Annotated in this window: 26 protein-coding genes and 3 tRNA genes; 8 read left to right on the top strand and 21 right to left on the bottom strand. The window is 65.7% G+C overall.

The window, feature by feature from the left end:
- Nucleotides 1-22: 22 nt before the first annotated feature.
- Complete coding sequence (gene ggt, locus QRN67_RS29260; protein WP_285414697.1) at nucleotides 23-1,759, bottom strand: gamma-glutamyltransferase; 1,737 nt, start codon at nucleotides 1,757-1,759, stop codon at nucleotides 23-25.
- Nucleotides 1,760-1,814: 55 nt separating this feature from the next.
- Nucleotides 1,815-3,416, bottom strand: a complete 1,602-nt coding sequence (locus QRN67_RS29255; protein WP_503010953.1) for a methyltransferase regulatory domain-containing protein — start codon at nucleotides 3,414-3,416, stop codon at nucleotides 1,815-1,817.
- A gap of 271 nt (nucleotides 3,417-3,687) precedes the next feature.
- Between QRN67_RS29255 and QRN67_RS29250 the strand changes: the two genes are divergently transcribed.
- Nucleotides 3,688-3,891: a hypothetical protein gene (locus QRN67_RS29250; protein ID WP_081271303.1), complete on the top strand. Its 204-nt coding sequence runs from the start codon at nucleotides 3,688-3,690 to the stop codon at nucleotides 3,889-3,891.
- Nucleotides 3,892-4,176: 285 nt separating this feature from the next.
- Here QRN67_RS29250 and QRN67_RS29245 read toward each other — a convergent pair whose 3' ends face one another.
- Nucleotides 4,177-4,617 carry a helix-turn-helix domain-containing protein gene (locus tag QRN67_RS29245; RefSeq protein WP_081271302.1) on the bottom strand — a complete coding sequence of 147 codons (441 nt, stop codon included), beginning with the start codon at nucleotides 4,615-4,617 and terminating at the stop codon, nucleotides 4,177-4,179.
- A gap of 81 nt (nucleotides 4,618-4,698) precedes the next feature.
- Between QRN67_RS29245 and QRN67_RS29240 the strand changes: the two genes are divergently transcribed.
- A complete protein-coding gene (locus QRN67_RS29240) occupies nucleotides 4,699-5,676 on the top strand; it encodes an IS5 family transposase (protein ID WP_285414695.1) in 978 nt (325 codons plus the stop codon).
- Between the two features lie 144 nt (nucleotides 5,677-5,820).
- Here QRN67_RS29240 and QRN67_RS29235 read toward each other — a convergent pair whose 3' ends face one another.
- The 12 genes from QRN67_RS29235 to folC all read right to left on the bottom strand — a co-directional run bounded on the left by QRN67_RS29235 (nucleotide 5,821) and on the right by folC (nucleotide 14,994).
- Nucleotides 5,821-6,264: a hypothetical protein gene (locus tag QRN67_RS29235; protein ID WP_285414694.1), complete on the bottom strand. Its 444-nt coding sequence runs from the start codon at nucleotides 6,262-6,264 to the stop codon at nucleotides 5,821-5,823.
- An 80-nt stretch (nucleotides 6,265-6,344) separates the two neighbouring features.
- Entirely contained in the window at nucleotides 6,345-6,617 is a 273-nt protein-coding gene (locus QRN67_RS29230) for a hypothetical protein (protein ID WP_285414693.1), read from the bottom strand.
- Between the two features lie 227 nt (nucleotides 6,618-6,844).
- The gene (locus QRN67_RS29225) at nucleotides 6,845-7,255 is read right to left on the bottom strand and encodes an HU family DNA-binding protein (RefSeq protein WP_081271299.1); all 411 of its coding nucleotides are present in this window, start codon (nucleotides 7,253-7,255) and stop codon (nucleotides 6,845-6,847) included.
- Between the two features lie 429 nt (nucleotides 7,256-7,684).
- A tRNA-Asp gene (locus QRN67_RS29220) sits at nucleotides 7,685-7,761 on the bottom strand.
- A gap of 70 nt (nucleotides 7,762-7,831) precedes the next feature.
- A tRNA-Glu gene (locus QRN67_RS29215) sits at nucleotides 7,832-7,907 on the bottom strand.
- Between the two features lie 57 nt (nucleotides 7,908-7,964).
- Nucleotides 7,965-8,040: transfer RNA gene (locus tag QRN67_RS29210), tRNA-Ala, on the bottom strand.
- Nucleotides 8,041-8,075: 35 nt separating this feature from the next.
- Nucleotides 8,076-9,464 (bottom strand): glutamate--tRNA ligase, encoded by a 1,389-nt coding sequence (gene gltX / locus QRN67_RS29205; protein WP_081271298.1) that lies wholly within the window; start codon nucleotides 9,462-9,464, stop codon nucleotides 8,076-8,078.
- 4 nt (nucleotides 9,465-9,468) lie between these two features.
- Entirely contained in the window at nucleotides 9,469-10,692 is a 1,224-nt protein-coding gene (locus QRN67_RS29200; protein ID WP_285414692.1) for an O-succinylhomoserine sulfhydrylase, read from the bottom strand.
- An 11-nt stretch (nucleotides 10,693-10,703) separates the two neighbouring features.
- The gene (gene purF / locus QRN67_RS29195) at nucleotides 10,704-12,206 is read right to left on the bottom strand and encodes an amidophosphoribosyltransferase (protein WP_106937233.1); all 1,503 of its coding nucleotides are present in this window, start codon (nucleotides 12,204-12,206) and stop codon (nucleotides 10,704-10,706) included.
- Nucleotides 12,207-12,218: 12 nt separating this feature from the next.
- Nucleotides 12,219-12,704, bottom strand: a complete 486-nt coding sequence (locus QRN67_RS29190) for a CvpA family protein (protein ID WP_081271295.1) — start codon at nucleotides 12,702-12,704, stop codon at nucleotides 12,219-12,221.
- A gap of 18 nt (nucleotides 12,705-12,722) precedes the next feature.
- Nucleotides 12,723-13,613 (bottom strand): SPOR domain-containing protein, encoded by an 891-nt coding sequence (locus QRN67_RS29185; protein ID WP_285414691.1) that lies wholly within the window; start codon nucleotides 13,611-13,613, stop codon nucleotides 12,723-12,725.
- 73 nt (nucleotides 13,614-13,686) lie between these two features.
- Nucleotides 13,687-14,994 (bottom strand): bifunctional tetrahydrofolate synthase/dihydrofolate synthase, encoded by a 1,308-nt coding sequence (gene folC, locus QRN67_RS29180; RefSeq protein ID WP_081271293.1) that lies wholly within the window; start codon nucleotides 14,992-14,994, stop codon nucleotides 13,687-13,689.
- A 36-nt stretch (nucleotides 14,995-15,030) separates the two neighbouring features.
- Between folC and QRN67_RS29175 the strand changes: the two genes are divergently transcribed.
- The 4 genes from QRN67_RS29175 to argG all read left to right on the top strand — a co-directional run bounded on the left by QRN67_RS29175 (nucleotide 15,031) and on the right by argG (nucleotide 17,816).
- On the top strand, nucleotides 15,031-15,387 hold the full coding sequence (locus QRN67_RS29175; protein ID WP_081271292.1) for an ArsC family reductase: 357 nt from the start codon (nucleotides 15,031-15,033) through the stop codon (nucleotides 15,385-15,387).
- Between the two features lie 57 nt (nucleotides 15,388-15,444).
- Nucleotides 15,445-16,020: a hypothetical protein gene (locus QRN67_RS29170; RefSeq protein ID WP_081271291.1), complete on the top strand. Its 576-nt coding sequence runs from the start codon at nucleotides 15,445-15,447 to the stop codon at nucleotides 16,018-16,020.
- Nucleotides 16,021-16,135: 115 nt separating this feature from the next.
- Nucleotides 16,136-16,462 (top strand): pyrimidine/purine nucleoside phosphorylase, encoded by a 327-nt coding sequence (gene ppnP / locus QRN67_RS29165; RefSeq protein ID WP_285414690.1) that lies wholly within the window; start codon nucleotides 16,136-16,138, stop codon nucleotides 16,460-16,462.
- A 13-nt stretch (nucleotides 16,463-16,475) separates the two neighbouring features.
- Nucleotides 16,476-17,816 carry an argininosuccinate synthase gene (gene argG / locus QRN67_RS29160; RefSeq protein WP_081271289.1) on the top strand — a complete coding sequence of 447 codons (1,341 nt, stop codon included), beginning with the start codon at nucleotides 16,476-16,478 and terminating at the stop codon, nucleotides 17,814-17,816.
- 76 nt (nucleotides 17,817-17,892) lie between these two features.
- On the opposite strand, the gene QRN67_RS29155 is transcribed toward argG, so the two are convergent.
- Both QRN67_RS29155 and murB read right to left on the bottom strand, forming a co-directional pair.
- Nucleotides 17,893-18,738: a glycine-rich domain-containing protein gene (locus QRN67_RS29155; protein ID WP_285414689.1), complete on the bottom strand. Its 846-nt coding sequence runs from the start codon at nucleotides 18,736-18,738 to the stop codon at nucleotides 17,893-17,895.
- 10 nt (nucleotides 18,739-18,748) lie between these two features.
- Nucleotides 18,749-19,801, bottom strand: a complete 1,053-nt coding sequence (murB, locus tag QRN67_RS29150) for a UDP-N-acetylmuramate dehydrogenase (RefSeq protein ID WP_081271287.1) — start codon at nucleotides 19,799-19,801, stop codon at nucleotides 18,749-18,751.
- A gap of 45 nt (nucleotides 19,802-19,846) precedes the next feature.
- On the opposite strand from murB, the gene QRN67_RS29145 reads away from it, so the two are divergent.
- On the top strand, nucleotides 19,847-20,332 hold the full coding sequence (locus QRN67_RS29145) for a YajQ family cyclic di-GMP-binding protein (protein WP_081271286.1): 486 nt from the start codon (nucleotides 19,847-19,849) through the stop codon (nucleotides 20,330-20,332).
- Between the two features lie 10 nt (nucleotides 20,333-20,342).
- Nucleotides 20,343-20,987, top strand: a complete 645-nt coding sequence (locus tag QRN67_RS29140; protein WP_081271285.1) for a retropepsin-like aspartic protease family protein — start codon at nucleotides 20,343-20,345, stop codon at nucleotides 20,985-20,987.
- Between the two features lie 9 nt (nucleotides 20,988-20,996).
- On the opposite strand, the gene QRN67_RS29135 is transcribed toward QRN67_RS29140, so the two are convergent.
- The 4 genes from QRN67_RS29135 to QRN67_RS29120 form a co-directional block, all read right to left on the bottom strand.
- Nucleotides 20,997-21,350, bottom strand: a complete 354-nt coding sequence (locus QRN67_RS29135; RefSeq protein ID WP_081271284.1) for a RidA family protein — start codon at nucleotides 21,348-21,350, stop codon at nucleotides 20,997-20,999.
- A 9-nt stretch (nucleotides 21,351-21,359) separates the two neighbouring features.
- Nucleotides 21,360-21,998, bottom strand: coding sequence for a glycerol-3-phosphate 1-O-acyltransferase PlsY (gene plsY / locus QRN67_RS29130; protein ID WP_081271283.1), 639 nt, complete (start codon nucleotides 21,996-21,998; stop codon nucleotides 21,360-21,362).
- A gap of 44 nt (nucleotides 21,999-22,042) precedes the next feature.
- Nucleotides 22,043-22,537, bottom strand: coding sequence for an aminoacyl-tRNA deacylase (locus QRN67_RS29125; RefSeq protein ID WP_285414688.1), 495 nt, complete (start codon nucleotides 22,535-22,537; stop codon nucleotides 22,043-22,045).
- An 82-nt stretch (nucleotides 22,538-22,619) separates the two neighbouring features.
- On the bottom strand, nucleotides 22,620-23,681 hold the full coding sequence (locus QRN67_RS29120; RefSeq protein WP_081271280.1) for an aldo/keto reductase: 1,062 nt from the start codon (nucleotides 23,679-23,681) through the stop codon (nucleotides 22,620-22,622).
- Nucleotides 23,682-23,696 lie beyond the last annotated feature (15 nt).

Genomic DNA, 23,696 nt, shown 5'->3' with positions numbered 1-23,696 from the left:
CGCCTTCGAGTGTGCCGCAGGTTCAGTAGCCCGCTGCCAGGCCGGTGTTGCGGCGTGGGTCGTTGGCGCCGTAGAAGCGGTTGTTGCCGACCGGCTTGCCGCCCAGCGACGGCGCGCCGACGATGATGGCCGCGAGGTGGTTGGCCGGCTGCGGCACGCCCAGGTTGTGGCCCATGTCGGTCAGGATCTTGCGGGTGTCGGGGCTCAGCGCATAGGCTTCGACGTTGGTGACGTCGGGCAGCCACTGCTGGTGGAAGCGCGGGGCATCCACTGCTTCCTGCACGTTCATGCCGTAGTCGATGGCGTTGATCATGGTCAGCATCACCGCCGTGATGATGCGGCTGCCGCCCGGCGTGCCGACCACCATGACGGGCTTGCCGTCCTTGGACACGATGGTCGGGCTCATCGAGCTCAGCGGGCGCTTGCCCGGCTCGATCTTGTTGGCCTCGCCCTGCACCAGCCCGTACAGGTTGGGCACGCCCACCTTCGAGGTGAAGTCATCCATCTCGTCGTTCAGCAGCACGCCGGTCTTGGCGGCGGTGATCTTGGCGCCGAACCAGTCGTTCAGCGTGTAGGTCACAGAAACCGCGTTGCCCCATTTGTCGGCGATCGAGTAATGGGTGGTATTGCTGCCTTCATGCGGCGCGACGCCGGGCTTGATGTCCTTGGAGACGCCTGCCTTCTTCGGATCGATGACGGCGCGGATCTTCTCGGCGTAGCCCTTGTCGAGCAGGCGGTCGAGCGGGTTCTTCACGAAGTCGGGGTCGCCCAGGTAGCTGTTGCGGTCCACGTAGGCGTGGCGCATGGCTTCGATCTGGTAGTGCACGGCCTGCGCCGAGTGGTAGCCCAGGTCCTTGAGCGGATAGCCCTCGAGGATGTTGAGCATTTCGCAGATGATCACGCCGCCGGAACTGGGCGGGGGTGCCGACACGACGCGGTAGCCGCGGTAGTCGCACTCCACCGGCGCGAGTTCGCGCGTCTTGTACTGGTCGAGGTCGGCCTGCGTGATCAGGCCCTTGCCGCCCTGGCTGGACGCCACGATGGCATTGCCGACCCAGCCCTTGTAGAAGCCGTCGGTGCCCTTGGCGCTGATTTCGCGCAGCGTCTTGGCCAGGTCCTTCTGCACCAGCTTGTCGCCCACCTTGTAGGGCTCGCCCTTGTTCAAGAAGATGGCGGCCGAGGCCGGGTCTTCCTTGAAGTCGGCCGTGGCGGTGCCGAGCAGGTCGATGTCGCCCTGCTCCAGCGCGAAGCCCTTGTCGGCCAGCTGGATCGACGGGGCGAGCAGCTCGCCGCGCTTCATGGTGCCGTACTTCTCGCGCGCGTACTCCATGCCCGACACGCTGCCCGGCACGCCCACGGCAAGGTGGCCCTTGGTGCTCAGGCCCTTGATGACGTTGCCGTCCTTGTCGAGGTACATGTTGGCCGTGGCGGCCAGCGGCGCTTTCTCGCGGAAGTCGAGGAAGGTCTTGCGGCCGTCGGCCAGCTGAATGGTCATGAAGCCGCCGCCGCCGAGGTTGCCCGCTGCCGGGTACACCACGGCCAGCGCATAGCCCACGGCCACCGCCGCGTCGACGGCATTGCCGCCGCGCTTGAGCACGTCGACGCCGACCTTGCTCGCCAGGTGCTGCGCACTCACGACCATGCCGTTCTCGGCCGCGACGGGCGCCACCGATGCCGCATTCGAGACGCCGGCCGCCGCCAGCGCGAGCACCGCCGTGACGGCGGCGCGCAGCTTCGGGGTCCAGTGGATTTTTTGCATGTAGGAGTCTCCTCTGTAGGTCCTGTGTTGAAGAAAGAAAACGGTAACGCTCCGGTCAGTCCACAAGCAGAGCCTTGCGCCGCAAGGCATCGAGCGCCAGCTCGACCTGCTGGCGCGCGAACGCCTTGACTGCCTGCGGGTCGGTCAACGGCTTGTCGTCCTTGACGAAGCGAAGGCGGTCGCCGCGCACTTCGGCTTCGAGATGCTCGGCCAGCGCGTCGTGCGAGTTCGTACCGTCGAGCAGCGGCAGCAGGCTGCGTTCGAGCAGCGTGAGTGCCACGGGCTCATGCCACTGGTTGCAGGCATTGGCGTTCGCGCCGGCCGCCGGAGCCAGGCCAGGCGCGCTGCGCACGGCGGCCAACGCCCGCGGCAGGCCCGGCACCGAGGCCGCGGCGGGCACTGGCGTGCGGCGAAAGCGCAGCGCGCCGAGGATCAGCAGTTCCTCGAGCATCGACATGGCCGCCTGGTCGACCGCTGCGGCGGGCTGCCCGACGAGCCGGGCTGCGTCGGCGATCAGCGTCTCCACGGGCATCGAAGCCGGGTACGCCGCCTCGAGCAGGCGCGCGACGGCCTTGTGAATGGGCAGCCGCAGCGTGACCTTCAGCCCACGGATCGCGTCGCAGGGCTGTTCGCTGGCATCGAGCGCCAGCTCCGCGCCGCCTTCTGCGGCGAACAGGCCGGCGACTTCGAGGGCGCGGATGCGCGCGGGGTCCAGCCGGTAGCGGATGTCTCCGGCGCGCGCCTGCCGCATCAGCAGGGTCTGCCTGAAGGTGCGGTTGACCAGGAAATCGAGGTACTGCTCCATCAACACCTGGCTGCCGCCGCATTCGCGCAGCAACGGGTCGCGCACCTTGTCGCCGTAGTTCTGCACGAACATGGTCGAGGGCTCGGCATCGCACAGGTAGGCCAGCCCGCGCGCCTCGGCGCGCGCCACGAATTCCTTGAAGTAGCACGGCGCGTTGCAGGGCTCCAGGAACTCGTGCAGCAGATAAGAGCTGTTGGCGCTGCGCACGATGGGCATCGTCTCTTCGAGCGTCTTCTTGAGCACGCTGTCGGCACGGGCCGACTCTTCGAGGAACTCGAGCATGCCGCGCGCATAGGCGAGCTTTTCGTCCGGCGTGTCGCGCGGGCCGCCGCGCAGGATCATCGCGTCGCGCACGATCTCGCGGGCCTTCCAGCCGGGGTACACGTTGTAGCTGACGTAGGCCACGCCCTTGGGCGCGAGGTTCTCGGCGCAGATGCGCAGGATCGCGTCCTGCACCGGGGCTGGCACCCAGCTGTACACGCCGTGGCAGACGATGTAGTCGAACTGGCCGAACGAAGCGTCGATCTCCGAGATGTCGAAAGCCTTGAGTTCGATGTTCGACAGTCCCGCCCGGGCGACGGCCGCCGCGCCCTGCGCCACCTGCACGGTGGACAGGTCCACGCCGACCGCGCGAGCACCCGGATGGCGCGCAGCGAAGGGAATCAGGTTGCCGCCGGCAGCGCAGCCGAGCTCCAGCACGCGGGCTTCGGCGGGCGGCGGGGTGTCGAGTCCGAACAGGAACGCCAGCGCTTCCAGATGCTCCATGGCCGACTGGGGAAACGGATGCGAGTCATAAGGCACCGCGTCGTAGTAGCGGGTCAGCGTGGAAGTCAGGGAGTCCGACACGAGCATTCTTGTGATGTGGCAGCGGCCGACGACTATAGCCCTGGGTCCAGGCAAAAAAAACCCAGCCGGAGGGCTGGGTGTGAAAAAGCCTATCTGCTGGCATGCATCAAGGCCCCGCACAGGTTGACCGGCGGGGACGGTTTACCCGTCAAGGAGAAAGTGGTCGGCAAGCCCGTAGTTTACTGTATATGCATACAGCTCGCTCGGGCGACCATTCCGGATGCCGCTATATGGATCGCACACCAGCCCAGTTGCCGGCCGGTCTTAGAATGGCCCGATGAATTGGCGCACACTGCTTCCGCTTGCCCTGGTCCTCGCCGGCTGCTCGACCCCTCCCAACGAGGTCACGCAAGTGCGCCCCGGCGTGCTGCGTGCCGTGACTTATGTGCAGGCCTCGAACTACTGCGACGTCAAGGGACAGTCGCCAAGATGGCTTGGCAAGGCACCTGCGGAACAGGGCGTCTTGTTCGAGTGCAACTGACGGCCTTCGCCGATCAGGCCGGCGCTATCCGGTTCATTCGCCGAACCAGAACATCAGCCAGCTCCCGATGGCGGCCAGCATGGTCATCAGGGCCGCGAGATCGAACTGGCGAGAAAGCGCCAACAAGCGCAGTTGACGAGTGCTGTTCAGCATTGATCAATACCCTCGCGTCATGAACACTCCCCTCGCGGCAGCCTGCGTTAACGCTGGCTGTTCGTCAATCCGAAGATAGTTTGAGCTTTCGTCGAAAGTGGACCGGGTAATCCCCGACCTGGGACCGGCGCCTCAGTCGGCCTGAAGGCGCTCGGCCGCCTGTTGCTTGCCAAACTCGCGCACCGAGGCCAGGCGCTCCAGCTGAGCAGCACGCGGCCGCGCCTTGCCTTGCTCCCAGTGGTAGATCGTCTGGCCCGACACACCGACGAGCTTGCCGTACGAGGCTGCAGACAGTCCCAGCTTGCTGCGGTGCGAAGCCAGTCGAGCCGGGCTGAAGCGCCGCTTGGGCCCCGCCTCGGCAGCCTCGTCGACATCGCTAACCACAGCACGCTTGCCGGCACTGCTGGCAACGTTGCGCAGTTCCTTCTCCAACGCATTCACTTGGCGACGCAGAGCGGCGATCAATGCCCTGTGGTGTACGGAGGCCTTCTTCAGCGTCTCGATTTCCGCTCGAACCTCTTTGCGGGCAACGCGCGAGATTTCGGCTTTGAGAATGGATGCAATGTTTGGCATAGCGCGATTGTGCCTAGGGAAGGTCTGAACAAGAGCACGTTTCTTGCATGAAGAACTGAACCCTGCAAAGGAGCACGAGCGATGAGCCAGATCAGTTTTGCGGATGCCGAGCAAGCGGGCAAGAGGAAGAAGACGAGGCGCGAAGTCTTCCTTGGCGAGATGGAACTGGTGGTGCCGTGGAAGGCGCTGCTCAAGGTCATCGAGCCGCACTACCCGGTGGCAGGCCGCGGGCGTCGACCGTATCCGCTCGAAGCCATGCTCCGTGTGCACTTGATGCAGAACTGGTTCGCGCTGAGCGACCCGGCGATGGAAGAAGCCCTGTATGAGATCGCCTCGCTGCGCGCGTTCGCCGGGCTCGGCCTGGAGGCGATCCCTGACGAGACGACCATCCTGAACTTCCGCCACCTGCTGGAAGCCAGCGATCTGGCCGAAGACATCTTCAAGCAGGTCAACGCCCATTTGGCCAGGAAGGGGTTGCTCCTGAAGCGTGGCTCCATCGTGGATGCCACGATCATCGCGGCGCCCAGTTCCACCAAGAACGAGAGCGGCGAACGAGACCCTGAGATGCACCAGACGAAGAAGGGCAACCAGTGGCACTTCGGGATGAAGGCGCACATCGGCGTGGACGCAGACTTGGGGCTGGTGCACACGGTGACGACCACGGCGGCCAACGAGGCAGACGTGGAACAGGTGAGCGATCTGCTGCACGGCAAAGAGGACGCGGTGTGGGCGGACTCGGGCTACCGGGGCGCGCAGGCGCGTGTGAAGCGCGATGTGCAGTGGCACATCGCGGGCCGGCCCAGCGACATGGCAAAGATGCCCGACGGTCGAGCCAAGGCCAGAGCGCGCAAGCAGGAGTATCAGAAGTCCAGCATCCGAGCCAAGGTGGAGCATCCGTTCCGGGTGATCAAGCGGCAGTTCGGCCTGGCGAAGGTGAGGTTCAAGGGACTGGCCAAGAACACGGCGCATGTGATCACGCTGTTTGCGCTGTCGAACCTGTGGATGGCCAGGAAAAAACTGATTGCGATGATGGGACAGGTGCGCCCGCAGGCAGCGTGAAGGGGTCACAGAGGCCTTCAAACGCATGGGATTCCCGGTGCGATGAGCTGAGAGTCCAGCGGGACAATACGCGCACTCGTCATCAAGCCCATTTACGACTTGATCAGACGTTCCCTAGCTCATGCTGGCGATAAGGAACGAACGCTAACCCAGGTCGGAGCGCTTGCAATCGAGCACCAATCCCGGCTCGATCGCTCTCAGCGCAGGCACCTTGCCCATGAAGGTCACACCGGCGCCAATCAGACGCCACTCCCCGGCTTTGAACAGCCTGAAGAGATGGGTAACCTCACTACCGGCACTGGGGATGGCGTTGAACACATAGACCGGCTCGCCGGACTGGGTCTCCTCCATGCTGAGGAGTTCGGCCCTCATCTTCCCCATCGTCTCCGTGTCCTTTGTCCTGGAACGCACGATGTCCATGTTGACGGTTCGTGAGTGCTCGTCGATGGCGATCCTGCGGATCCAGTGCGAAGGCGCCGATGCGGCGGCAGGCCCGGGAACGCATGTGATCGTTCCCGCAGCGCATGCGCCCGCTGTCGTGAGCAATAGCGCCTGAATGGCAAGCCGGCCTGGTTTGATGATCGTCATCGTTGTTAGGCTGCCTCGATCGAGCGGCCGCGAGTTGGCATCAGCCCGACTCTAACGTGCGGCAGCGTGCGTGCGGCGCCTCAGCCGCCGCCTTTGCCGCCATCGGCTCGCTTCGCGGCCCACTCCACAGCCATGGCCTTCGCGCGCTCGAGCGCCTCGCGCACGCTGTGCCCCGCGGCCGGATCGATCTTCAGCATGCGGATATCGTCGTTCGGCGGCGCCCTGTAGCGGAGCACGGCCTGAAAGGAACCGGAGGGAAGCTTCTCCGCGCTGCAAAGGAAGGTCCAGCCCGCATGGGGAAATTCAAGCATCTCATCCATGGCAACCGCCTTGATCGAAGGATTGCCGGCCATGGAGCGCGCTGCCGAGGTTCTTGGTGCTTTGCATTCTGATCCCCTTGTCTTGAATTCGAAGAAACCAAGCTACAGCGCACCACGTGTGGCGCGATGTAGGAGGCAACCGCCGCAAATGCAGGCGCGCGGCTCGCTCTGGCCCCAACGAAAAATGCCCCGCTGGGCGGGGCACTTCGGTTCAGGCGTTTGCCCGGCATCCGCGGCGCGAAGCCGCGGCAATGCGTCAACTACTTCTTCTTGGCGGCCACGGCCTTCTTGGCGGGGGCGGCAGCCTTCTTTGCTGCGGGCTTCGCAGCAGGCTTGGCAGCCTTCGCAGCCGGTTTGGCGGCCACGGCCTTGCTGTCGGCCTTGCGCTTTGCAGCCTTCGGGTCCACGGCGGCCTTGAAGGCGGCGCCCGGCACGAATTTCGGCACCTTCTGTGCGGCGATCTTGATCTTGGTGCCGGCGCTGGGGTTGAAGCCCGAGCGTGCGGCGCGCGCCACTTGCTTGAAAGTGCCGAAGCCGACGATCTGCACTGCGTCATCCTTCTTCACGGCAGCAACGATCGTGCTGGTGATGGTCTCGAGGACGCGCGCGGCTTCCGCCTTGCTGAGGTTGTGGGCGGTAGCGATTTTTTCGACGAGTTCGATGCGGTTCAAGTGAGTTCCTATTGGGTTGATTTCGCCATGTTGCCTATGGCGGCGCAGCAACGAATACAAGCTGCAAGCGGGGCGGAGTTTATTCGACTGTGAGAGGGCCTATGTAACTCGGCCGCATAAAGTGGTGTCGCAGGGCCCATCTCAGACGGAGCGCTCCCTCGTCCACGAGGAGTTTTCTCCTCGACAGAGCATCCTGGGCATCGCAACTTGGCCATCGAGCTCTTGGCCGAGTTAAGGTGTGAGTCAAAGTTGGGAAGAACGCCAATGGGCTGCCGCTCACTGATGCGATCGGCCAAGGTGCTTGAGCACTGGCAGGTTGCTGGGCAATGGAAGGAGGCACCGGTCGCCGATCGCATGGATCAACGAAGTGCAGGTTCCGAAAAAGACAAAAGGGTTAGCAGACTCTCATCTGCTAACCCTCGTCGGAACTGGCGGAGTGGACGGGACTCGAACCCGCGACCCCCGGCGTGACAGGCCGGTATTCTAACCAACTGAACTACCACTCCTGGTAGACAACGTTCACTCGTTTTACCGAGCCAAGTGTTGCCACTTGTGCCTGCTTCACTTGCGTGAAACTGGCGACCCTACGGGGATTCGAACCCCGGTAGCCACCGTGAAAGGGTGGTGTCCTAGGCCTCTAGACGATAGGGTCAAAACCTTAGGAACCGTGCTGCGATCAGCACTTATCTTCAACTCTCTCGACACTTAATGGTGGAGGTAAACGGGATCGAACCGATGACCTCTTGCATGCCATGCAAGCGCTCTCCCAGCTGAGCTATACCCCCGTGTGGGTGTCGAGCCTCGAATTATAGCCCGTTTTTCAGGCCTTTCTCAATCTTTCGATAACTTTTTCTCTGGAAAAAATCTCTAGGACTGAATCGAGGGACGGTGTTTGCGACGTTCCCATCACAAGCACACGTACTGGCATCGCTAACACTGGCATTTTCATGCTGTGTGCTGCGAGCACTTCCTTGATCATAGCCGAGATTGAGGCCTTATCCCAGGTCGCAGTTATCAATTTTTCTGCGAGTGCTGCAATCGCGGGTTTAACGGCCTCGGTGATGTGCTGCGCACGGTCCTCTTCGGTCACCGAAATGTCCGTGTAGAAGGCCGCAGCCCAGTTGGCGAGTGCCACCGTGGTGTCGCAACGATCTTTGAATAGCGCGCAGATCGCAGGCAGGCGTTCGTCCGCAACGATGCCCTTCTTCTGCAGCTGTGCCTCGACGAGCGGTGCAAGCTCTTCGCCGGTCTTCGCCTTGATGTATTGAGCGTTGACCCAGGCGAGCTTGGCCGCATCCCACTGCGCGGGGCTCTTCGACAGGTGCGAGCCATCGAACCAGCTCACCATCTGCTCGCGCGTGAAAAGCTCGTCGTCGCCGTGGCTCCAGCCGAGGCGCGCGAGGTAGTTGAGCATTGCCTCCGGCAGGTAGCCGTTGTCTTCGTAGGCAGTGACGCTCACCGCGCCACGGCGCTTGGAAAGCTTCTGCCCATCGTCGCCAAGAATCACCGGCACGTGGCCGAACTGCGGCAACGGCGCACCGAGCGCACGGAAGATGTTGATCTGCCACGGCGTGTTGTTGATGTGCTCGTCACCGCGGAACACGTGCGTGATGTTCATGTCCCAGTCGTCGACCACCACCGCGAAGTTGTAGGTGGGCACACCGTCGGGCCGCAGGATGATGAGGTCGTCGATCTCGCGGTTGTTGATGGTGATCTCGCCCTTGACGAGGTCGTTCCACGTCACGTCGCCTTCGGGCGGGTTGCAGAAGCGCACCACGGGCGGCACGCCTTCGGGCACGGGCGGCAGCACCTTGCCCGGCTCGGGGCGCCAGCGGCGGTCGTACAGCGTCTTCTCGCCGCGTGCGCGCTGCGCCTCGCGCATTTCGTCGAGTTCGGCGGGCGTGCAATAGCAGTGGTAGGCCGTGCCGGCGGCAAGCATCTGCGCGATCACTTCTCGATAGCGCTCCAGGCGCTGCATCTGGTAGATCGGGCCTTCGTCGTATTCGAGGCCGAGCCAGTGCATCGACGCGAGGATCTGGTCGGTCGAGTCCTGCGTCGAGCGGGCCACGTCGGTGTCTTCGATGCGCAGCACGAACTCGCCGCCGTAGTGGCGTGCATAGGCCCACGAATAGAGCGCCGTGCGGGCCGTGCCCAGGTGAAGAAAACCCGTGGGGGACGGTGCGATGCGGGTGCGTACTTTGCCGGTCATTTCGTTATGGTTGATTCAGTGTGCTCAGGCCGCGCGCAAGGTCGGCCTTGATGTCTTCGGCATGCTCGAGGCCGACCGCGAGGCGGATCAGTCCCTGGCCGATGCCGGCAGCCTGGCGCTGGACCTCGGTGAGGCGTCCGTGCGAGGTGGTGCCGGGGTGCGTGATGATGGTCTTCACGTCGCCGAGATTGGTGGCGACGCTCACCACGCGCGTGCTGTTGATGACATGGAACGCATTGGCGCGCGCGGTCTCGGGCGTGTCGCCGACCACGTCGAACGACACCACCGCGCCACCCTGCCCCGACTGCTGCCGCATCGCCAGTTCATGCTGCGCGTGCGAAGGCAGGCCCGGGTAATAGACGCGAGCGATGCCCGGCTGCTTCTCGAGCCACTGCGCGATGTCCAGCGCATTGGCGCAGTGCGCCTTCATGCGCACGCCCAGCGTTTCGATGCCCTTGAGCACGACCCACGCGTTGAACGGCGCCAGCGCCATGCCGGCGGTGCGCACCACGGGGCCGAACACGTCGACGATGAGCTTCGAAGGACCGCAGATCGCGCCGGCCATCACGCGGCCCTGGCCGTCGAGGTGCTTGGTGCCCGAGTGGATGACGAGGTCGGCGCCCAGTGCCGCCGGGCGCTGCAGGATCGGCGTGCAGAAGCAGTTGTCGACCGCCAGCAGCGCGCCTGCCGCGTGCGCCACGTCGGCCAGCGCGCGGATGTCGCAGACCTCGGTCAGCGGATTGGTCGGCGTTTCGGCGAACAGCAGCTTCGTGCTGGGCTTGACCGCCGCGCGCCACTCGGCCACGTCGGTCTGGGAGACGAAGGTGGTCTCCACACCGAACTTGGCGAACTCCTTGCCGAACAGGTTCAGCGTGGAGCCGAACACCGAGCGCGAGCAGATCACGTGGTCGCCGGCCTTCAGCAGGCCCATGCACATCATGAGGATCGCCCCCATGCCGGTCGATGCGCCAATGGCCGCCTCGGTGCCTTCGAGCGCCGCGATGCGCTGCTCGAAACTGGTCACCGTGGGGTTGGAGGTGCGCGAGTAGGTGAAGCCCGGCTCGGTGCCCGCGAAGCGGCGCATCGAGGTTTCGGCGTCGGGCTGCACGAAGCCGCTGGTCAGGAACAGCGCGTCGGAATGCTCGCCGTACTGGCTCGGCGCGAGGCCGGTGCGCAGCGCGAGCGTATCTGGATGCAGGCCGGGCGGCAGGGGTCTTTCGTCGGTCACTTCGTCGGCTCTTATTCGCTGTGATTGGGGAGCGCGAGGCGCGAAGAGTCTTCTTCGGTCTCCTCGATGCGCGGCCGGTTGCCGTTCATGCGCGAGATGGCTTCGGTGTCGATGTCGCCGGTCACGTACACGCCGTCGAAGCAGGAGGCGTCGAAGCCGTCGAGCTTGCCGTTGAGCGAACCGATGGCGCGCTTCATGGCGTCGACGTCCTGGTAGATCAGCGCGTCGCAGCCGATGAGCTCGCGGATTTCTTCGACGGTGCGGTCGTGCGCCACCAGTTCGCCCTTGGTCGGCATGTCGATGCCGTACACGTTGGGGTAGCGCACCGGCGGCGCGGCGCTGGCAAGGTACACCTTGCGGGCGCCGGCATCGCGGGCCATCTGCACGATTTCTCGGCTGGTGGTGCCGCGCACGATCGAGTCGTCGACCAGCAGCACGTTGCGGCCCTTGAACTCGCTGGCGATCACGTTGAGCTTCTGGCGCACCGACTTCTTGCGAACGCCCTGCCCCGGCATGATGAAGGTGCGGCCCACGTAGCGGTTCTTCACGAAGCCTTCGCGGTACGGCACGCCCAGCAGGTGCGCCAGTTGCGTGGCGCTCGGTCGGCTCGATTCGGGGATCGGGATGATCACGTCGATCTGGTTCGGCGGCACGGTAGAGACCACGCGCTTGGCCAGCGTCTCGCCGAGGTTCAGGCGAGCCTGGTACACCGAGATGCCGTCGAGCACCGAGTCGGGTCGCGCGAGGTACACGAATTCGAAGATGCAGGGGTTCAGCGTGGGCGTTTCGGCGCACTGCATCGAATGCACGTTGCCTTCGAGGTCGATGAACACGGCCTCGCCGGGGGCGATGTCGCGCTCGAACACATGGCCCGAGCCTTCCAGCGCAACCGATTCGCTGGCCACCATCACCGCGCCGTCGGCACTGCGGCCCATGCACAGCGGGCGAATGCCGTACGGGTCGCGGAAGGCGAGCAGGCCGTGGCCGGCAATCAGCGACACCACGGCGTACGAGCCGCGCAGGCGCTTGTGCATGTTCTTGACCGCGGCGAACACTTCGGCCGGATGCAGCGGCACGCCGCGCGACGAACGCTCGATCTCGTGGGCGAGCACGTTGAGCAGCACTTCGGAGTCGCTCTCGGTGTTGGTGTGGCGGTGGTCGGTGGAGAACAGCTCCGCGCGCAGCGCATGCGCGTTGGTCAGGTTGCCGTTGTGCACCAGCACGATGCCGAACGGCGCGTTCACGTAGAAGGGCTGCGCCTCTTCCTCGCTGTAGGCGTTGCCGGCTGTCGGGTAGCGCACCTGGCCCAGGCCGACGTTGCCTGGCAATGCGCGCATGTTGCGCGTGCGGAACACGTCGCGCACCATGCCCTTGGCCTTGTGCATGAAGAACTTGCGTTCGAGCAAGGTCACGATGCCTGCCGCGTCCTGGCCGCGATGCTGCAGGAGCAGCAGCGCGTCATAGAGCAGCTGGTTGACGGGTGCGTTGCTGACAACGCCGACGATTCCACACATGAACGATTCCTCTCAGGGCAGGTAGCTTGCCAACTTTTCAGGCAGCGAGGGCTTGAGGCCCTGCAATGCCGCATCGAGAACAATGGCGCTGCGCGATTCGTGCCACCAGGCACTGTCGCTCAACACCAGCAAATGAACAACGACCGCCAGCACGAGCAGGGCCACCGCCCCCCGTGCCGCACCGAACGCCGCTCCCAAAATACGATCCACCGGCCGCAGTCCCACGACCGTGATCAGCTTGCGCGTGAGCGAGGCCACCAAGCCCACGCCGAACGCCACCGCCACGAACACCAGCACGAAGGCCAGCGGATAGCGCCAGGCGCCCTGCGGGTCTCCGAACGGAAACCATGCCGCCACGCCTGAAGCCAGCCACTGGGCGGCAATGAAGGCGGCCACCCAGCCGATCAGCGATATCACCTCGAACACCAGCCCGCGCATCAGGCCAAGCAGCATCGACACACCGATGAGCGCAACGGCGATCCAGTCGAACAGGGCCACGGCAAGCGAAAAAGATTCTTACAACGTGAGGATGGCGGCCGACAAAGACAAGCCCTTGACCTTCTCGGCGGCGCGGTCGGCCTCGGCACGCGAGGCGAAGGGGCCGACACGCACACGCGTGCGTTCGCCGTCGGCCGTCTTCGCCACGTGCACATAGGTCTTGAGACCGGCCCGCTCGAGCTTCTGGCGCACTTCGCGCGCCTTGTCGGCATCGGCGAACGCGCCCACCTGCACCACGAAGCGGCCACCGGCCTCGTCGGCGGCGGCGGGCTTGGACGTGGAGGCAGCGGCGGCCGTGATCGGCTTGCCCTCGAGCAGCGCGCGGGCACGGGCGCCGTCGTCGACGGTGGCTGCCGGCTTGGGCTTGGCTTCGGGCTTGGCTTCCGGCTTCGGCTTCGGCTCGGGCTTGGGTTCCGGCTTGTGCTCTGCCGGCTTGGGTTCGGGCTTGGGTTCGGGTTTGGGCTCCGGCTTGGGTTCGGGCTTGCGCTCCGGAACCGCTGCGGCCGGCGGCGTGCTGGCGGCCGGCTTGCCGGGATCGATTTCGGTGCCGTCGGCGGTCTCGGTGATCATGCCGCCGGCCGAAGAAGCCGAAGCGACACGCGACGACCCGCTGTCGGGCGCGGCCGGGGCCGTGCTGACGGCCGGTGCCGGCGTGGCGGGCACGGGCAGCGGCTTGACCTTGTTGCGGTCGGGAATCTCGATGGGGATGTCTACCGACACCGGCCGCGGCTGCGTGTCGAACAGCAGCGGGAAACCGATGACGCCCAGCAGCACCAGCACGGCCGCGCCGAGCAGCCGGTGGCGCGCACGCCGACGCATGGTTTCGACACTTTCCGCCGGCGCGGCGGCGGGGGCGCTGCGTCCTTCGTTGCCTTGCGGGCCGCGCGTGCGGAACTTGAAAAACGCCATGAAGTTCGATCCCTGGAGGAGTGCAGCGAGGTGATGCCCGGTGGTGCCGATGGGTGTGTGTACAGCCCGGCGATCAGCCGCCTGGCAGCAGGTGTTTGGCTTGCAGCCGGGGGGTGCCGTTTTCGAGCACGCCACCCACGGTGAAGAACGATCCGAAGACGACGATTCTATCAGCGGGCCCTGCCTGCTCGATGGCTGCGCGCAACGCGTCCATCGGGCCCGCGTGCACGCTGCCCGAGGCGTCGGCACGGCTGTTCTGGGCCTGCCAGGCAGCGAGAAGATCGGCCGCCTTGGCGGCGCGCGGCGTGGGCAGGTCGGTGAAGTACCAGCGGTCGATCAGCGGGCCGATGCGCGCGAGGATCGGTGCCAGGTCCTTGTCGGCCATGACGCCGAACACGCCGTGCGTGGTGGGATAGAAGCCCATCGCGTCCAGGTTCTCGGCCAGCGCGGCCACGGCATGGGCGTTGTGCGCCACGTCGAGCACCAGCGCGGGCTCGCCCGGCACGATCTGGAAGCGGCCCGGCAGCTCGACCATGGCCAGCCCGTTGCGCACCGCCTGCGCGGTGATCGGCAACTGGGGCCGCAGGGCCTCCAGTGCCGCGAGCACGCCGGCGGCGTTGATGAGTTGGTTGGCGCCGCGCAGCGCCGGGTAGGCCAGCCCGCTGTAGCGCCGGCCGCGGCCCGACCAGCCCCACTGCTGCTTGTCGCCGGACACGTTGAAGTCGGTGCCGAAGCGCCAGAGGTCCGCGCCGATGGCATTGGCATGGTCGATCACGCTCTGCGGCGGCATCGGGTCGCTCACGATGACCGGCTTGCCCGCGCGCATGATGCCGGCCTTCTCGAAGCCGATGCTTTCGCGGTCGGGGCCGAGGTATTCCATGTGGTCGAGGTCGATGCTGGTGATGACCGCGCAGTCTGTGTCGATGATGTTCACTGCATCGAGCCGCCCGCCCAGGCCGACTTCGAGAATTGCCACGTCGGGCTTTTCCTCGATCATGCAATGCAGGATGCCGAGGGTGGTGAACTCGAAGTAGGTCAGTGGCATGTCGCCGCGCACTTTTTCGACCACATCGAAGCTTGCTATCAGTTTGGAAGCATCGACGGCCTCCCCCTTGAGCCGCAGCCGCTCTTCGAAGCGCACCAGGTGCGGCGACGTGAAGACCGCCGTGCGGTAGCCCGCGTGCGTGAGGATCGACTCGAGCATCGCGCAGGTCGACCCCTTGCCGTTGGTGCCGGCCACGGTGATGACGGGGCAGCCGAAGCGCAGGCCGAGGCGCTGCGCCATTTCCTTGGCGCGATCGAGCCCGAGCTCGATGTTCTTGGGATGCAGTTGCTCGGCGCGGGCGAGCCAGTCGTTAAGGGTTTCCATGGAGGCCGGGATTGTCGCCGACCCGCGCGCCGGGGCATCATCGCGGCCATGACAACCCTATACGGCATTCCGAACTGCGACACCGTCAAGCGCGCTCGCGCCTGGCTCGACGAACATGGCGTGGCCTACACCTTCCACGATTTCAAGAAACAGGGCGTGCCCGAAGCCGAACTCGACCAGTGGCTGAAGAAACCGGGCTGGGAGGCTCTGGTCAACCGCAAGGGCACCACCTGGCGCAAGCTGGACGAAGCCACGCGCGAAGGCGTGACCGATGCCGCCTCCGCCCGCCCGGTGCTGCTGGCCAACCCCAGCCTCATCAAGCGGCCGGTGGTCGACTGGGGCCCGAAAAAGCCGGTCACCACGGGCTTCGACGCCGAGGCCTGGGCCGCTGTGAAGGCCGTGTAAATGCCGGAACCCGCCTTGCGGCGGGGCGTCCAACCGGCATCCGCAGGAGAGACCAACATGAACAGACACGTTTTTCGCACCCTTGCCGGCATCTCGATGGCCGGCGCGCTGGCGGCTGGCACGGGCCTCGTGCACGCGCAGCAACAGCAAGGCCAGGTCGTCCAGGCACGGGTGATTTCCGCCACGCCGATCCGCGAAACGACTGGTAGCGATGTCAGCTACAACGTTACCTACGAGTACAACGGCCAGCAGTACACCACCCGCACGAACACCCGTCCGGGCGCGACCATCGCGGTCCAGGCGTCTTCGTATGGCGTCGTGACCTCGCCGGTGGCTCCGCAGGGACAGGTCCAGACCTATCCGGTCGAAGCCAGCGGCAGCGGCGGTTCCCCGTGGGACAACGTCGTGCCCGAACCGGGCGTGGTGGTCGGCGCGAGCGCTCCAGCGCCCGTGTACGTGCAGCCGGCGCCCGTCTACGCGGCACCGGTGTATGTGGACCCCTTCTATGGCTACGGCTATCCATACGCCTATCCGCCGGTCGGCATCTCGCTGAACCTCGGCTATTCGCGCGGCTGGGGCGGCGGCTACCACCGCGGCGGCTGGGGCGGTTTCCGCGGCGGCTGGCACCGCTGAGCGGGCGGGGGCCCGTCGAGCCCCTAAAATCGAGGACTTTTCCAACCCTTGACGGGTGCGCCGCTGGTGCGGTGCGTCCTCGATTCGCCGACCGCTTGCGCGCCGGCGCCACCCAATGACGACGACTACCGACACAATCAACAGCGCCGCAGTGGCCACCAAGGCCAATGTGTACTTCGACGGCAAATGCGTGAGCCACAACCTCACGCTGGCGGACGGCACCAAGAAGTCGGTCGGCGTGATCCTGCCGTCCACCCTCACCTTCAATACCGGCGCGCCTGAAATCATGGAAGGCACCGGCGGCAGCTGCGAATACCAGCTCGCGGGCACCAGCGAATGGATTGCCTCGGGCCCCGGCCAGAAGTTCAGCGTGCCCGGCAACTCCAGCTTCCAGATCCGCGTAACTGGCGAGCCCTACAGCTACATCTGCCACTTCGGCTGAACCGGGACCCGACATGTCGACCATCCTCCAAAACGTACCCGCCGGCCAGAAGGTCGGCATCGCCTTCTCGGGCGGCCTGGACACCAGCGCGGCGCTGCACTGGATGCGCAACAAGGGCGCCATTCCCTACGCCTACACCGCCAACCTCGGCCAGCCCGACGAGCCCGACTACGACGAGATCCCACGCAAGGCGATGCTCTACGGCGCCGAGAACGCCCGCCTGATCGACTGCCGCGTGCAACTGGCCAACGAAGGCATCGCCGCCCTGCAGGCCGGCGCCTTCCACGTGACCACCGCTGGCGTGACCTACTTCAACACCACGCCGCTGGGCCGCGCCGTCACGGGCACGATGCTGGTGTCGGCCATGAAGGAAGACGACGTCAACATCTGGGGCGACGGCAGCACCTACAAGGGCAACGACATCGAGCGCTTCTACCGCTACGGCCTGCTGACCAACCCCAACCTCAAGATCTACAAGCCCTGGCTCGACCAGGTCTTCATCGACGAGCTGGGCGGCCGCGCCGAAATGTCGGCGTTCATGCAGAAGGCCGGCTTTGCCTACAAGATGTCGGCCGAGAAGGCCTACTCGACCGACTCCAACATGCTCGGCGCCACGCACGAGGCCAAGGACCTCGAGCACCTGAACAGCGGCATCCAGATCGTTCAGCCCATCATGGGCGTGGCCTTCTGGAAGGACGAAGTCGAAGTCAAGCGCGAGACCGTTTCGGTGCGCTTCGAAGAAGGCGTGCCCGTTGCGCTGAACGGCGTGCGCTATTCGAGCCTGGTCGAGCTGATCCTCGAAGCCAACCGCATCGGCGGCCGCCACGGCCTGGGCATGAGCGACCAGATTGAGAACCGCATCATCGAGGCCAAGAGCCGCGGCATCTACGAGGCTCCCGGCCTCGCGCTGCTGTTCATTGCCTACGAGCGCCTCGTCACCGGCATCCACAACGAAGACACCATCGAGCAGTACCGCGACAACGGCCGCAAGCTCGGCCGCCTGCTCTACCAGGGCCGCTGGTTCGACCCGCAGGCCATCATGCTGCGCGAGACCGCGCAGCGCTGGGTGGCTCGCGCCATCACCGGCGAGGTGACCGTCGAGCTGCGCCGCGGCAACGACTACTCGATCATGAACACCGAGTCGGCCAACCTGACGTACAAGCCCGAGCGCCTGAGCATGGAAAAGGTCGAGGGCGCGTTCACGCCGCTGGACCGCATCGGCCAGCTGACGATGCGCAACCTCGACATCGCCGACACGCGCGAGAAGCTCGGCATCTATACGCAGGTCGGCCTGCTGTCGCCGAACGAAGGCGCATCGCTGCCGAAGCTGGCCAACGACGGCGACGCGAGCTGATCGCCGGTCCCTGCCTCGGTGCGGGGCAGAAACGACGACGGGCCCCTCGGGGCCCGTTTTCGTTGGGGCACGGAGTTCAATCCCCGCCGCCACCTCCACCGCAGCCGCCGCCACAGCCCCCGCCGCCGTCGGACGAGCCTCCGCCGTCGCTGGAGCCACCATCGCCGCCGCCGCTGCTCGACTCGCAGCCGCCGAAGCCGCCGGCATCGCCCGAGCTGCCGCCATCCGAAGAGGACGACTCCCCGAAGCTCGTGCCGCAATGGGCGTCCGAGCCGATGTGCCGCTCGACCGCCCGGCAGTCGGGCACATAGTGGAAACCGCCGTCGATCGCGAACTTGACGTCCAGCGCAAACAGCAGCGGCAGCCGCGCCGGCTTGCGCGGATCGATGCTCTCTTCCTTGCAGGCCCAGTACCAGGTGCGGCGCAGTCCGTCGTTGCGCTTGGGGTCGCGGCCCAGCACCTCGGCCGGGCTGTGATGCAGCATGCCGCCGAAGGCCGCCTTGCACCAGCTCTGGTAGCCCTGTGTGTGCAGGATGAACTCATGCCAGGCCGTATCGACCACCTTCGAGGGCATGGCCACGAACTTGCGGTCGCTGCGAAGGTGCGCCATGAAGAACTGGCGCAGGCCGCGCAGCACCAGTTCGGCGTCGCGCCGGCTGAGCTGCGGATGCGCCTGGCACAGCTTGCCGACGAGAAAAGCCGGCAGCCGCGCTTCGCGGATGAACTGGCGCCGCAGGCTGGTTTCGAGGAACCTGAGCACCGCCGCGAACAGCAGCGCCACCAAGATCACCACCACCATCGAGCCCCAGCGGCGCGAGCCCAGGAACAACGCGAGCAGCGCGACGACCGGCACCGCGCGGCGAGCCCATACCAGGGCGGCAATGCGCCGCCGGTAGTTCAGCTGGAGAAAGTCGAGATCCATTCCCGCGGGCTCAGACCACCACAGGCTCCGGCTCCAGCCGGATGCCGAAACGCTCGTACACGCTGGTCTGGATGGCCTTGGCGAGCGTCATCACCTCGCCGCCGGTGACCGGGTTCTCGGTGCCGCCGCGGTTGACCAGCACCAGCGCCTGTTTCTCGTACACGCCGGCGTTGCCGACCGACTTGCCCTTCCAGCCGCAGGCGTCGATGAGCCAGCCGGCCGCCAGCTTGATGCTGCCGTCGTCCATCGGGTAGTGAACGATCTTGGGGTCGCGCGCGATGATGTCAGCGCATTGCTCGGGCGTGACGGTCGGGTTCTTGAAGAAGCTGCCGGCGTTGCCCAGCACCCGCCAGTCGGGCAGCTTGGCGCGGCGGATGGCGCAGATCCATTCGAAGATGTCGAGCGCGCTCGGCGTGAAGTTGCCGGTTTCCTCCATCTTGCGCTCCAGGTCGAGATAGCCGACCACGGCCTTCCACGGCTTGGGCAGCCGGAAGCGCACGCGGGTGATCACCGCCCTGCCCGCCAGCCCGAAGTCGTTGGGGCCGCTGCGCGCATGCTTGAACACGGAGTCGCGGTAGCCGAAGGCGCATTGGGCGGCGTCGAGCGTGAAACTGCGGCCGGTTTCCAGGTCGTAGGCATCAAGCGACTCGAAACGGTCTTGCAGCTCGACCCCGTAGGCGCCGATGTTCTGCACCGGCGAGCCGCCCACGGTGCCTGGAATGAGGGCCAGGTTCTCGAGCCCCGGATAGCCGTTGCGCACCATCCATTCGACCGCGTCGTGCCAGATTTCGCCAGCGCCGGCCTCGACGATCCAGGCGCGCGGGGTTTCTTCCACCAGCCGCAGGCCCTTGATCTCGACCTTCAGCACCAGCGGCTTGACGTCGCCCGTGAGCACGATGTTGCTGCCGCCGCCCAGCACGAAACGCGGCGCGTCGCGCCACTGCGCATCGGCGCGCAGCGCGGCCAGGTCGGCCTCGCCGGTGATGCGCGCAAGATGCTGCGCGCGTGCGACGATGCCAAAGCTGTTGTAGGGCTGCAGCGGGACGTTGGACTCCACGATCATGGGAGAATTGTCGCATCCAGCATCAGTGAATTCAGGAGAGAGTCAATGCCGTCCTTCGATACCGTCTGCGAGCCCAATCTGCCCGAAGTGAAGAACGCGGTCGAAAACACCGCCAAGGAGATCGCGACGCGCTTCGACTTCAAGGGCACGTCCGCTGCCGTCGAGCTCAAGGACAAGGAGATCACCATGATCGGCGACGCCGAGTTCCAGCTCGTGCAGGTCGAAGACATCCTTCGCAGCAAGCTCACCAAGCGCAGCGTCGACGTGCGCTTCCTCGACAAGGGCGACGTGCAGAAGATGGGCGGCGACAAGGTCAAGCAGGTCATCAAGGTCAAGAGCGGCATCGAGAGCGAGCAGGCCAAGAAGATCACCCGCATCGTCAAGGACAGCAAGCTCAAGGTGCAGGCGGCGATCCAGGGCGACGCGGTGCGCATCACCGGCGCCAAGCGCGACGACCTGCAGGCGGCCATGGCCCTCATCAAGAAGGACGTGCCGGACATGCCGCTCACGTTCAATAATTTCCGCGACTGAGCCCCGCTCCATGAAAGCGCTCGTCGTCGCGGCGCAGCTCCTGGCTGCGGCCGCCGTGGCGCACGCCGCCGGCTCGGTCACCCTGACCGGCACCATCGGCAGCCGCGCGATCCTGATCGTGAACGGCGCCCCGCCCAAGACCGTGGCGGTCGGCGAGACTTTCCAGGGCGTGAAGCTCGTGTCGCTGCAGTCCGAGCAGGCGGTGGTCGAACTCGACGGCAAGCGCGTCAACCTGCGCATGGACACGCCGGTGAGCATCGGCGGCGGCGGAGGCGGCTCTGGCGGCGGCAGCCGCGTCGTGCTGTCGGCCGACAGCCGCGGGCACTTCATGACGCAGGGCGCCATCAACGGGCGGGCCGTGACCTTCATGCTCGACACGGGCGCGACCAGCGTGGCCATGTCGGCGGCCGATGCGCAACGCATCGGGCTGGACTACAGCAAGGGCCAGCCGGTGCAGATCGGTACCGCCAACGGCACGACTTCGGGCTACAAGCTGCGGCTGCAGTCGGTGCGCGTGGGCGACGTCGAGGTGTACGACATCGACGCCGTGGTCTCGCAGCAGTCGATGCCCTTCGTGCTGCTGGGCAACAGCTTCATCAACCGCTTTTCGATGCGGCGCGACGCGGACCAGATGGTCCTTGAAAAACGCTATTGAAGCCCGGCGTCAGGGCTGCGCGGCCGTCACCACGATCTCGATCTTGTAGGCCGCATTGGCCATCTTGGCCTGCACGGTCGCGCGCGGCGGCGTGTTGCCGGCCGGAATCCAGGCGTCCCACACCTCGTTCATGGCCGTGATGTCGCCGATGTCGGCCAGGAAGATCTGCGTCATGAGAATGCGCGACTTGTCGCTGCCGGCCTCCGCCAGCAGGCGGTCGACCATGGCCAGCACCTGCGCGGTCTGGCCGCGGATGTCCTGCGTGGTGTCGTCGGGCACCTGGCCCGCGAGGTAGATGGTGCCGTTGTGCACGGCGGTTTCGGAGAGGCGCGGGCCGACGTGGAAGCGGGTGATGGAAGCCATGGTTTTCTTTCAGTCTTTCTTTTTCCTGGAGCCGAGCTTCGACTCCGTGCCGGCCGCGAGCCGGCGGATGTTTTCGCGGTGCCGCCAGATCAGCAGCAGGCTCATGACGACGAGGGCGACCAGCACCGTGCGGTCGAGCGGCCAGGCAATGCCGCCGCCGATCAGATAGTAGGCCGGCGCGAAGAATGCCGCCACCAATGACGACAGCGACGAATAGCGGAAGAAGATCGCGATGATCAGCCAGGTGGCGCCGGTGGCGAGCCCCAGCCAGGGCGCGATGCCCACCAGCACGCCGGCTGCCGTGGCCACGCCCTTGCCGCCCTGGAAGCCGAAGAACACCGGGTAGAGATGGCCCAGGAAGGCTGCGAGGCCGGCCAGCGCGGCAACGCCCGCCCCCAGCCCCCATTGCGCGCCGAACTGGTGAATGAGGAACACCGGCACCCAGCCCTTGAGCGCGTCCAGCAGCAGCGTGGCCAGTGCCGCGCCCTTGTTGCCCGAGCGCAGCACGTTGGTGGCGCCGGGGTTCTTGCTGCCGTAGCTGCGCGGATCGGCCATGCCGAGCGCCTTGCTCACGATGACCGCGAAGGACAGAGAGCCGATCAGGTAAGACGCCACGATGGCAATGATGGAAGGCAAGGTGAAACTCAAGACGGCACTCCGCGAGGGATGGTTGTTGTTCTGTCTGGCGCCGGCTATTCTGCCAGCGCACATTGCACGGGTCTGGCGCCCAGCAGGTCCACGCACACCCGCGGATCGATGCCGATCAGGTAGCCGCGCCGCCCGCCGTTGAGCACGATCCTCGGCAGCTCGAGGATGGCCGCCTCCACATACACCGGCATCTCGCGCCGCGTGCCGAACGGCGAGGTGCCGCCCACCATGTAGCCGCTGTGGCGCTGCGCCACCTCGGGCTTGCAAGGCTCGACCGACTTGGCGCCGATCTGCCGCGCGAGGTTCTTGGTCGACACCGTGCGGTTGCCGTGCATCAGCACGATCAGCGGCTTGGCGTCCTGGTCCTGCATGACCAGGGTCTTGATGACGGTGAACGGGTCGAGCCCGAGCATCTCGGCGCCGCGCTGCGCGCCGCCGTGCTCCACATATTCGTAAGGGTGCTCGCTGAAGGCGATCTTGTGCGCGCGCAGCAACTGGGTGGCGGGCGTCTCGGAGGTATGGGTGCTTTTCTTGGCCATCTTGGTGGCAATTGCGGGTTCAGGATGGCTTCAGAAAACTTGGTGTCCACGAAAAACTTGCCGTATCACACCCCTGCCAGCTTCAGGCCGCGGGGTCGCGAATCTCCCAGCGGATCTTGTCGATCTCGGCCAGGATCTCGGGCGACAGCGTGGTGCCGTACACGTCCAGGTCCTCGTCCAGTTGCGCCACCGACGTCACACCGATGATCGTGCTCGCGACCTGCCACTTGGTGTAGCAGAAGGCCAGCGCCAGTTGCGTCGGCGTCAGGCCGTTGTCGCGTGCCAGCTGGTTGTAGCGCTTGGCCGCGCGCAGCGAATCGGGCCGGCCCCAGCGCTGCTTGCGCACCGACTCGTAGCTCGAGATGCGCGCGCCCTTGGGCGCATCCGGCCCTTCGATGCCGCTCTGGTCGTACTTTCCGGTCAGCAGGCCGAAGGCCAGCGGCGAGTAAGCCAGCAGCGACACGTTCAGCCGGTGCATGGTCTCGTCCAGCGCGTTCTCGTGGCCGCGGCTGATGAGGCTGTACACGTTCTGCACCGTCGCCACGCGCGGCAGGCCGTGCTGCTCTGCCAGCCGCACGAATTCGTGCACGCCGTAGGGTGTTTCGTTCGACAGGCCGATGGCGCGAACCTTGCCGGCCTTCACCAGCTTGCCGAGCGCTTCGAGCTGCTCGAGGATCGGCGTCTTCGAGCTTTCCTTCGCCGGGTCGTAGTAGATGTTGCCGAACAGCGGCACATGGCGCTCGGGCCAGTGGATCTGGTACAGGTCGATGACGTCGGTCTTCAGGCGCTTCAGGCTTGCGTTGCACGAAGCCTCGATGTCGGCCGCCGTCATGCCGCTGCCTTCGCGCACCCAGGGCATGCCGCGCGAGGGGCCCGCCACCTTGGTTGCGACCACCAGCTTCTCGCGCGCGCCGGGGTTGGCGGCGAACCAGTTGCCGATGATGGTCTCGGTGATGGTGTAGGTTTCCTTGCGCGTGGGTACCGAGTACATCTCGGCGGTGTCGATGAAGTCGACGCCGCGCTCGAGCGAGCGGCTCAGGATGGCATGCGAAGTGGGTTCGTCGACCTGTTCGCCGAAAGTCATCGTGCCGAGGCAGATCGGGGTGACGTGCAGGTCGCTTTGACCGAGTTGGATCTTTTTCATGCGCGGGATGCTACC

This window comes from Variovorax sp. efr-133-TYG-130, assembly GCF_030208835.1.
Classification (GTDB): domain Bacteria; phylum Pseudomonadota; class Gammaproteobacteria; order Burkholderiales; family Burkholderiaceae_C; genus Variovorax.
Note: the sequence above shows the minus strand (reverse complement) of the source record. Positions and strands in the feature narration are given on the sequence as shown.